Annotated in this window: 7 protein-coding genes; 2 read left to right on the top strand and 5 right to left on the bottom strand. The window is 63.7% G+C overall.

Annotated features, from left to right (window positions below; all coding sequences use genetic code 11):
- Together ENZ75_RS18985 and rlmN are read right to left on the bottom strand one after the other, a co-directional pair.
- Positions 1–394 (bottom strand): hypothetical protein (locus tag ENZ75_RS18985; RefSeq protein WP_128278241.1); only part of this gene is annotated, 394 nt, incomplete at its 3' end.
- Positions 391–1,626, bottom strand: coding sequence for a 23S rRNA (adenine(2503)-C(2))-methyltransferase RlmN (gene rlmN, locus ENZ75_RS18980; RefSeq protein ID WP_063169553.1), 1,236 nt, complete (start codon positions 1,624–1,626; stop codon positions 391–393). The genes ENZ75_RS18985 and rlmN, both read right to left, overlap by 4 nt.
- A 379-nt stretch (positions 1,627–2,005) precedes the next feature.
- Between rlmN and ENZ75_RS18975 the strand changes: the two genes are divergently transcribed.
- On the top strand, positions 2,006–3,355 hold the full coding sequence (locus tag ENZ75_RS18975; protein ID WP_063169552.1) for a chloride channel protein: 1,350 nt from the start codon (positions 2,006–2,008) through the stop codon (positions 3,353–3,355).
- Between the two features lie 55 nt (positions 3,356–3,410).
- On the opposite strand, the gene ENZ75_RS18970 is transcribed toward ENZ75_RS18975, so the two are convergent.
- The 3 genes from ENZ75_RS18970 to ENZ75_RS18960 all read right to left on the bottom strand — a co-directional run bounded on the left by ENZ75_RS18970 (position 3,411) and on the right by ENZ75_RS18960 (position 4,967).
- A complete protein-coding gene (locus ENZ75_RS18970) occupies positions 3,411–3,914 on the bottom strand; it encodes an invasion associated locus B family protein (RefSeq protein WP_013528815.1) in 504 nt (167 codons plus the stop codon).
- Between the two features lie 270 nt (positions 3,915–4,184).
- A complete protein-coding gene (locus tag ENZ75_RS18965; protein ID WP_013528816.1) occupies positions 4,185–4,547 on the bottom strand; it encodes a YkvA family protein in 363 nt (120 codons plus the stop codon).
- A 123-nt stretch (positions 4,548–4,670) separates the two neighbouring features.
- Positions 4,671–4,967: a 4a-hydroxytetrahydrobiopterin dehydratase gene (locus tag ENZ75_RS18960; RefSeq protein WP_063169551.1), complete on the bottom strand. Its 297-nt coding sequence runs from the start codon at positions 4,965–4,967 to the stop codon at positions 4,671–4,673.
- A 50-nt stretch (positions 4,968–5,017) separates the two neighbouring features.
- Here ENZ75_RS18960 and ENZ75_RS18955 point away from each other — a divergent pair, with 50 nt between their 5' ends.
- A complete protein-coding gene (locus ENZ75_RS18955; RefSeq protein WP_013528818.1) occupies positions 5,018–5,536 on the top strand; it encodes a low molecular weight protein-tyrosine-phosphatase in 519 nt (172 codons plus the stop codon).
- Positions 5,537–5,540 lie beyond the last annotated feature (4 nt).

The following is a 5,540-nucleotide window of genomic DNA, read 5'->3' as shown; positions in this document are numbered from 1 at the left end:
AGATCCAACCGGCGGCGATGCCGGCGGTGGCGAGAAAACCCAGAAAGCCCGGATTGAAGACAAAGCTGCTGGCCGAGCGCGGCATGGATACGCCAAAGGCAATGGACGTGATCGCACCAGTGGCGGCGAAGTAGAACCATCCTCGAAGTGAGAACCGTTCGGCGACAAAGAGCGCCGGGCCGACGATCAACAGCGCGCCGATCATTACGGTCAACACGGCGAGCGGGAACGAGCCAAGCCAGTCGAAGGCGAAAATGATCGACCAGTTGCCGTCTTCGATGCCTTCCAGAAGAGCGATCAGCAGCACCGGCACCAGGATCGAGGTCAGCACGGCGGCGATATAGCCGACCGCCATGATGGCGAGGCGTCTTAGGCAGGCGAAGGGGCGGTTCACGCCTCGCCGTGCCCCGCTATCATCATCGCTTCCAGAGCCAGCCGGTCGACCTTGCGCATGCGCTCGGAGTCGGATTTGAGCTGGCCGCAGGCGGCGAGGATGTCGCGGCCGCGCGGCGTGCGGATCGGCGAGGCATAGCCGGCATTGTTGATGTAGTCGGCGAATTTCTCGATCGTTTCCCAGTCCGAGCACTGGTAATTGGTGCCCGGCCACGGGTTGAACGGGATCAGGTTGATCTTGGCCGGAATGCCCTTGAGCAGCTTGATCAGTCCCTTGGCGTCCTCGATGGAATCGTTGACGTCCTTCAGCATCACATATTCGAAGGTGATGCGCTTGGCGTTCGACAGGCCGGGATAGGCGCGGCAGGCGGCGATCAGTTCCTTCAGCGGATACTTCTTGTTGATCGGCACAAGCAAGTCGCGCAGATCGTCATTGGTGGCATGCAGCGAGATTGCCAGCATGACGCCGATTTCCTCGCCGGTGCGGAAGATTTCCGGCACGACGCCGGAGGTCGACAGCGTGATGCGCCGCTTCGACAGGGACAGGCCGTCACCGTCGGAAGCGATCAGCAGCGCCTTCTTCACCGCTTCGAAATTGTAAAGCGGCTCGCCCATGCCCATCATGACGATATTGGACACTTTGCGGCCTTCGGCCGGCACGATGGCGCCGTCGGGCGTGTCGCGGTCAGGGAAATCGCCGAGCCGGTCGCGGGCGGTGAGCAGCTGGGCGAGGATCTCCTCGGCCGTCAGATTGCGCACCAGCTTCTGCGTGCCGGTGTGGCAGAACGAGCAGGTCAGCGTGCAGCCCACCTGCGAGGAGATGCACAGCGTGCCGCGACCCTCTTCGGGAATGTAGACGGTTTCGATCTCGACAGGCCGGCCGGCGCCGCGCGGCGGAAAGCGGAACAGCCACTTTCGCGTGCCGTCGGCGGAAATCTGCTCCTCGACGATCTCGGGCCTGGCGACGGTGAAATGCTTGTCGAGCTCAGCACGCAGATCCTTGGAGATGTTGAACATGCCGGCGAAATCGGAGACGCCGCGCACATACATCCAGTGCCACAGCTGCTGGGCGCGCATTGTCGCCTGGCGCTCGGGCACAGCGCCTGATGCAACCAGAGTCTCGGCGAGTTCGATCCGCGTCAGGCCGATCAGCGACTGCTTTTCGGGCTGTGCCGAGCGGGCACGCAACGCGTCGCGGGCGCTGTCAGTGGTGAGATCGAATGAAAGGGTCATGGTTGCACTGATATAAGCGGTTTGCGGCCGATTTCACGCATCGTGCCGGAAAGGAAGCGCGGCGCATAGCACAGGTTGAGGGCAGAGTCATGCTCAGCTAGCTTTACGATCTACGATCGCCTTGGAACGACGTCGGCACCGCCCCTCGTCATGGCGGGCATTTCTCTCCCGATAATGCCTGTCTTGCGGCGGCAGCGCGTTTGGCTGATGGCTTCCCCCACTCCGTCGAGCGTAGCTCGACGGAGTGGGGGTCGACCTTTCACCGAAGCGATGCTTCCGCCTGGCACTCAGGCGAGCGCCAACGACAGGTTTTTCCGGCGCTAGTTTAATAGACTGCCCAGCTGTGTTAGGCCGAAACATTCCCCGCTCGAGGACAGACATGGCCGGCACATCGCGAAAATATCCCATGCTGCGGCGTTCGCGCGCGATGTGGGGCTCACGGCGGGTCTGGCAGCCGCGCCTGGTGTTCTGGGCCGGCGCGCTTGGCATCGGTGTGATCAGCGTGCTGTTCGCGGTGCTGGCCGACAGGGCGCAGGAACTGTTTCAACTGATGACAGGAGATGCAGGCGGCTGGCGTTTCTATCTGCCGCTTGCCATTACGCCGTTGGGTTTCGTGCTGTGCGCCTGGCTTGCCCACACCTTCTTTCCCGGTTCGCAAGGCAGCGGCATTCCGCAGGCGATCGCCGCCCGCCATCTGCGTGACGACGAGGACCGCAGCCACATCCTGTCCCTCAAACTGGTGGCCGGCAAAATCATGCTCACCATCGTCGGCCTGTTCTGCGGCGCCTCGATCGGCCGCGAGGGTCCGACGGTGCAAGTCGGCGCGTCGCTGATGCTGCAGGCGGCACGCTGGGGCGGCATGGTGCAGGCCCGGGGTCTGATCCTGGCCGGGTCGGCCGCCGGGATTGCCGCCGCCTTCAACACGCCGCTGGCCGGCATCGTCTTCGCCATCGAGGAGATGGGCCGCACCTATGAGGCGCGAACCAACGGGCTGGTGCTGACGGCGGTGATCCTGGCCGGTCTCGCTTCGCTCGGGCTGCTCGGCAACTACACCTATTTTGGCGTCGCCAGGGACACCATCTCGTTTGCCGCCGAGTGGCCGCTGGTGATTGCCTGCGGCGTCATCGGCGGCGGGTTCGGCGCGCTGTTCTCGCTGCTGGCGTTGAAGGCGACGCGGCGGATCCGGCGCTGGAACACTGGGCAGCCTTTGCGGCGCGCCCTGATCGTGGCCGCAATCTGCGGGCTTGCGGTGGCGGTGATCGGCATTGCCTCGGGCGGGCTGACCTTCGGCACCGGTTACGTGCAGGCGCGGGGCGCCGTCGAAGGCACGCCGCTGCCGTGGTTCTTCTTCGCCGAAAAGTTCCTGGCGGGATTGCTGTCGATGATCTCGGGCATTCCGGGCGGTATCTTCGCGCCCTCGCTGGCTGTCGGCGCCGGCATCGGCAGTTCGCTCGGCCTCCTCTTTGGCGCGAGCACTGGGGTGGCGGCACTGCTCGGCATGGCCGGCTATTTCGCCGGTGTGGTGCAAGCGCCGATGACGGCCTTCGTCATCATCCTGGAGATGACCGGCAATCACGACAATGTCATCGCGCTGATGCTGGCCTCGATGCTGGGCTACGGCACGGCGCGCATGATCTCGCACGAGCCGCTCTATCACGCGCTATCGCGTGTCTTCATCGCCGAGGCGATCCGGCGCCGCCGGGCGGAGGCCGGGCCGGGGCAAGTATGAAAGAAAAAAGGCCGGACTTCGCGGCCCGGCCTTTCCCTCAAAAAAGTAGCTTTGCCTATTTACACTTGGCGATCGATGTCAGCGCCGCCGAAATGCCCTTCAGAGAGAAGACATAGGAGGTGGGATTGCCGCGGCCGGACTTCGCCGTCACCTTCATGTCGGTGCCGGTCTTCATGGCGGCGATCAGTACCGGCTCCTCGGCGGCATTCTCGACCCAGGCCGATTTGCCGCGCGTGAACATCGAAAACGTCTTCTTGTCGATGGTCACGGTGGCCTTGGAGCCTTCCTGGAAATTGTAGCCGGCAATGAATTGCGGCTCGTAGGACACTTGCTGGCCGGGCCGCTGGCTGACGAAGAAGAACATATCGCCATGGTCGAGCGTGGGCGGCTGCTTGTCGGTCGGCACGGTCAGGACATAGCAGACCTTGCCGCCCGATGCCTGGTAGCTGTAGGTGCCCCAGGCATTGTGCTGGCCGATCTTGGTCGCCGACTGCGCCAGTGCCGGCGCTGCCACGGCCACCAGGGCCAGACTCGAAACTATCGCAATCAATCCGCGCATCGCTTTTCCCGTATTCCAAATGGTGCGGAGGCAGGCCGGCTTGGCGTCCTGCCCGTCGCTTCATTTTGATTTAATCTGGGTTACCAAACGGTGAATTTCCGAAGAGAAAAGGACCCTCACCCCGAGGAAACCGCCACCATACCCGCGCCGCCGCCCTGCGAGCGGGTGGCGCGACATCCCTTTGGCGACTTGAAGGCCACGAAAGCGGCAAGAGTTTGACTTTTTACGCTGTCGCCGAAAGCCGGCTTCAACGGCGTTCCGCGCGCGTGTTCAGCCCTTCTCGGCCATGGCGTCCCTGGCGGCCTGCCGGTGCGCAGTGGTGATGTGGGCACTGACGGCGGTGATCGCGGCGGTGAGCACAGCGATGTCGTCGGTGAAGCCAAGCCCGAAGACGAAGTCGGGGATGACATCCACCGGCAGCACGAAATAGCCGAGCGCGGCCAGCAGAATGCCCTTGGCGCGCAGCGGCGTGTTCTTGTCCATGGCGCAATAATAGGCGGCCACGACCTCTTCCATGAAGGGGATCTGCCGCGCGGCCTTCTTGGCTGTGCGCCAGAATTTCTCGCGCACTTCGCTCTCGTCTGACGGCTTGCCGCCAAAGCCGAAGAAATCAAAACCGGATTGTTGCGCCATCAGTCTCTCCTTGCGGGGCTCATGCGCATCCGGCGCCTGCCCCGCGGGGGAAAATGTGGTGAAACCCGACCCCCGCTACAAGATGCCGGTGCCGATTTGGGCCTGCCGAGGCGATACCAGGCCTCAGGCGCCGGCAAAACGGTTCATTTTCGTGGCCAGATCGATATCGAGCGCAGTGACGCCGCCGGCGTCGTGGGTGTTCAGCGTCACGTCGACGGTCTTGTAGACATTCGACCAGTCGGGATGATGATCCATCGCCTCGGCGGCAAGCGCGACGCGGGTCATGAAGGCGAAAGCCTCGGAGAAATTCGCGAAGGTGAATGTGCGCTTGATGGAGGCGCCGTCTTCCGCCAGCGCCCAGCCGTCGAGGCCCGTCAATGCGGCTTCAGCGGCTTGCCTGCCCAGTTTCTCTCTCGCCATGTCCCTATCCTGTGCTATTCGAAAACGACCCTCACCATAGCGACGGATCGATGAGCGCGAAGCCTATAAATTCCATTCTCTTCGTCTGCCTCGGCAACATCTGCCGGTCGCCGCTGGCGGAAGGTGTCTTCCGCGCCGTTTGGGCCGAGCGCGGGTCGGCCCGGGATATCCTGCTCGATTCGGCGGGAACCAGTGACTGGGAGGCCGGCTCTGCCCCCGATCGACGCGCGATCGCGGTCGCCATGCGGCACGGCGTCGACATTTCCGGGCAGAGGGCGCGCAAGGTCACGCCGCAGGACCTCCACCGTTTCGACCTGATCCTTGGCATGGACCGGTCGAATGTCGCTGACCTGAAGGCGCTGGCGCCGGCGGCCGTGCAGGACCGTATCCATCTGTTCCTGGAATTCGCGCAGGGAAAGGCACGCGACGTGCCGGATCCTTATCATGACGAGGCAGAAGCCTTCGCTTCCGCCTATCGCATGATCCGCGAGGCGTCGGAGGCGCTGGCGACAAGGCTGGAGGCGCGGGCGTCCGTGCCTGACAGCGGCCAGGCTTCCTCGACGATGTAGGGTC

The sequence above is a fragment of the Mesorhizobium sp. M7A.F.Ca.CA.002.04.1.1 genome (assembly GCF_004022805.1).
Lineage (GTDB): Bacteria > Pseudomonadota > Alphaproteobacteria > Rhizobiales > Rhizobiaceae > Mesorhizobium > Mesorhizobium ciceri.
This window is presented reverse-complemented; position numbering and strand designations above follow the sequence as displayed.

What these genes read in the sequence shown, in the direction of transcription:
- rlmN (WP_063169553.1), bottom strand. Translation starts at nt 1,626, where the DNA reads ATGACCCTTTCATTCGATCTCACCACTGACAGCGCCCGCGACGCGTTG.
- ENZ75_RS18975 (WP_063169552.1), top strand. Translation starts at nt 2,006, where the DNA reads ATGGCCGGCACATCGCGAAAATATCCCATGCTGCGGCGTTCGCGCGCG.
- ENZ75_RS18970 (WP_013528815.1), bottom strand. Translation starts at nt 3,914, where the DNA reads ATGCGCGGATTGATTGCGATAGTTTCGAGTCTGGCCCTGGTGGCCGTG.
- ENZ75_RS18965 (WP_013528816.1), bottom strand. Translation starts at nt 4,547, where the DNA reads ATGGCGCAACAATCCGGTTTTGATTTCTTCGGCTTTGGCGGCAAGCCG.
- ENZ75_RS18960 (WP_063169551.1), bottom strand. Translation starts at nt 4,967, where the DNA reads ATGGCGAGAGAGAAACTGGGCAGGCAAGCCGCTGAAGCCGCATTGACG.
- ENZ75_RS18955 (WP_013528818.1), top strand. Translation starts at nt 5,018, where the DNA reads ATGAGCGCGAAGCCTATAAATTCCATTCTCTTCGTCTGCCTCGGCAAC.